Raw genomic sequence first — 2,476 nt, 5'->3', positions numbered from 1 at the left:
CATTCTCTATCACATCTTTTTTAATTTCAATTGATTTAGAAATAATATATTCCATCTTCTCAGATATATTATCTGCTTTAGTAAGTACATTCAATAGAGATGCATCATATATGTAAGCCATTTTAATAATTTCACTCATTCCACAGCAAAATTCTCTTTGAGGTAATGTATCTAAAAATTTTAGGTTAACTATAGTAAATTCCGGTGGGTAAATAGCACCAATCATATTGGTTAACCCATTAAAATGAACACCAACTTTCCCTCCTATACTACTATCTACTTGACTTAGTAATGTAGTAGGAACTTGAATAAATTTCATTCCTCTATTAAACGTTGCCGCAGTAAATCCACCTAAATCTCCAACTACACCTCCACCTATTGCTAAGAGTATATCACCTTTATTAAAGTTATTCTCAATTAGTATGTCATAAAGTTTTTGAACCTCCGTTAACGATTTAGAGTTTCCCCCTGGTTCTATAATATGTGTAAAACAGTTAAATTTCTTCTCAAGATTAAGAAATAGTTGTCTCTGATGGAAGTAAACATTTCTATCCGTTAAAACTAATAATCTTATTTTTGATATATCACATATTTTAGAATTCAATGTTCCTATTACATCCTTAGAAAAAATTACAGAATAGTTCCGTAACCTCGAATGAACTTCAATATCTTTATTCAAAGTAGTATCCCCCATTCACTTTTATAATTTCACCGTTGATAAAGGAAGCTTTATCTGATGCTAGAAATTGAACTAACTCACTTACTTCCTTAGCACTCCCCATCCTTTTCATACTATTAATATGCGAGTATAACTGCAGTTCAGCATCTTTTTCACTTACATTATTCTCTTTTGAGAAATTAGATATTGCATTATCTGTCATATTTGTTTTTATAGAGCCAGGTGCAACAATATTTATTCTAGTTTTATGTTTAATAAATTCTTTGCTTAAAATCTCTAAATAATATGTCATTGCATTCTTAGTCATTGAATATAGTGGAAATTTACTCCTAGGATATATACCTGCATTTGAAGAAATAAAAATTATACTTGTTCCAAAAATATTATATTGTTGGACTAATTTTAAATGTTGTGTAGCAAGATAAATTTGTGAGATTATATTTACTTTTATTAAATCATCTAAATACTCTGGATCTACATCAAATATATTTGTCTCAGGAATCCCAATCCCTGCATTCAGAATTAATATATCAATTCCATGATATTCCTTAAAAATATCAGAATACCACTTCACAACATTTGATGTATCCCTTAAATCTAAAATTGATTTATTACAATTGAGTTTTTCTAATGAAGAATTTGAACTTCCATGGTAAATAACAGTATTCCCATTTTTTTCAAAGTCATGAGCAATCTGTTTTCCAATTCCCCTACTGCTTCCCGTTACTAATACTTTCTTAGTTATATTTTTTTGAATATTCATAAAAGCACTCATCTAATCTATTGATAATTTCTAAAATAAAATTCTCTTCAGAGACAAGAGGAGGCATTAATACAATGGTATTATTATATGCTGATCGGCTAAGCATATTCTTTTTCTCAAGTAATTTGTAGAAAAATTCTAACTCTTGCCCATCTTGTTCTACCAATTGAATACCTAACATTAGCCCCCTACCTTTAATTGAATGAATTAGACTACTATACTTCTTTTGCAACTCATTCAATTTCTCCAAAAATAGTGCCGACTGCTTATTAACATTTTCTAAAATATTTTCAGATTCAAAAATATCTAAAACTTTGTTTGCTGCTGCAACTCCCACTACTGAACCAGCATTCGTATAACCATGTAGTAATTTTTTATTTTCAAAGATTGAAACGATTCTATCAGAAAATAAAGTTGCTCCTAGTGGTGCATACCCTGCTGTGATATTTTTAGCAAGAACAAGGATATCAGGGACAATTTCTAGTCCTTGATATGCAAACATCGAACCAGTTCTACCGAACCCTGTTACTACTTCATCAAAAATCAATAAAATATCATTATTTTTAGTATATTCTCTTAGCAAAGTTAAAAATTCTTTTGGAAATTCAATTATTCCTCCAGAGCCAATGATTGGTTCAATAATAATAGCAGAAATCTCTTCAGAATTGAGTTTGTCTAACTCCCTAAAGACATTATCCCCATCATTATCATCCGGTAAAGGAAGTGTAAAATAATTTTCAATATCCAGTACACAACCTTCCCTATTGGGTTCTTCTCCCATAACATTCATTGCACCTAACGATACCCCATGATAACTCATAGCAAAATGTCCTATTTTAACCTTTTTATATTTTTGTTGCTCATAATAAAATAGTCTCGCTACTTTCAAAGCTGTCTCAACTGAATCTGAACCACCTGTACCATAAAATACTTTGGAAAATTCAGGAGCTAATTTTAATAATTTTTCACTATACTCAATTAACAATGGATATGCTCTTCCAAAAAGTGATGTTAATGGTAACTTAGGCTCTTTG

At 30.1% G+C, this 2,476-nt stretch carries 2 protein-coding genes and 1 pseudogene; all 3 read right to left on the bottom strand.

Annotation, left to right across the window (positions count from 1 at the left end; all coding sequences use genetic code 11):
- Window positions 1–679 (bottom strand): annotated as a pseudogene (locus SINDD18_RS02525) (3-dehydroquinate synthase); the annotation flags it as partial.
- Window positions 672–1,442, bottom strand: a complete 771-nt coding sequence (locus SINDD18_RS02520; protein WP_001878311.1) for an SDR family NAD(P)-dependent oxidoreductase — start codon at window positions 1,440–1,442, stop codon at window positions 672–674. The pseudogene SINDD18_RS02525 and the gene SINDD18_RS02520, both read right to left, overlap by 8 nt.
- On the bottom strand, window positions 1,417–2,476 hold a 1,060-nt coding region (locus SINDD18_RS02515; protein ID WP_081108238.1), incomplete at its 5' end, for a class-III pyridoxal-phosphate-dependent aminotransferase. The genes SINDD18_RS02515 and SINDD18_RS02520, both read right to left, overlap by 26 nt.

Source organism: Streptococcus infantis (assembly GCF_001579645.1).
In the GTDB taxonomy this organism is placed as follows: domain Bacteria; phylum Bacillota; class Bacilli; order Lactobacillales; family Streptococcaceae; genus Streptococcus; species Streptococcus infantis_E.
Note: the sequence above shows the minus strand (reverse complement) of the source record. Positions and strands in the feature narration are given on the sequence as shown.